Below are 246 nucleotides of genomic sequence, written 5' to 3'. Positions count from 1 at the left end.
ATGTCTGGGCTGAGGATACGGAAAGTAGTGTTAATCTAAGCAGTCTGACCAGTTTTGTAGACTCTACAGGTTATTCCAGCCTTACTGCTAGAGATGGAGGGAGTTTAGGAACCGAAAATCTCACGACTTTAGAAGGACTGACACTTACTCTAGATGGAGCAACTTCAAGCATTGACCTCACTAACTTGGACAGTATTGATGGACTCAGTTTCTATGTCAACAATGGTGCAGTTTTAGACCTATCTC

At 42.7% G+C, this 246-nt stretch carries 1 protein-coding gene; it reads left to right on the top strand.

Annotated elements, in window-relative coordinates; all coding sequences use genetic code 11:
* On the top strand, positions 1-246 hold a 246-nt coding region (locus R0J87_RS23400; protein WP_498889370.1), incomplete at both ends, for a hypothetical protein.

The sequence above is a fragment of the Halomonas sp. SIMBA_159 genome, assembly GCF_046536035.1.
Lineage (GTDB): Bacteria > Pseudomonadota > Gammaproteobacteria > Pseudomonadales > Halomonadaceae > Vreelandella > Vreelandella venusta_A.
Note: the sequence above shows the minus strand (reverse complement) of the source record. Positions and strands in the feature narration are given on the sequence as shown.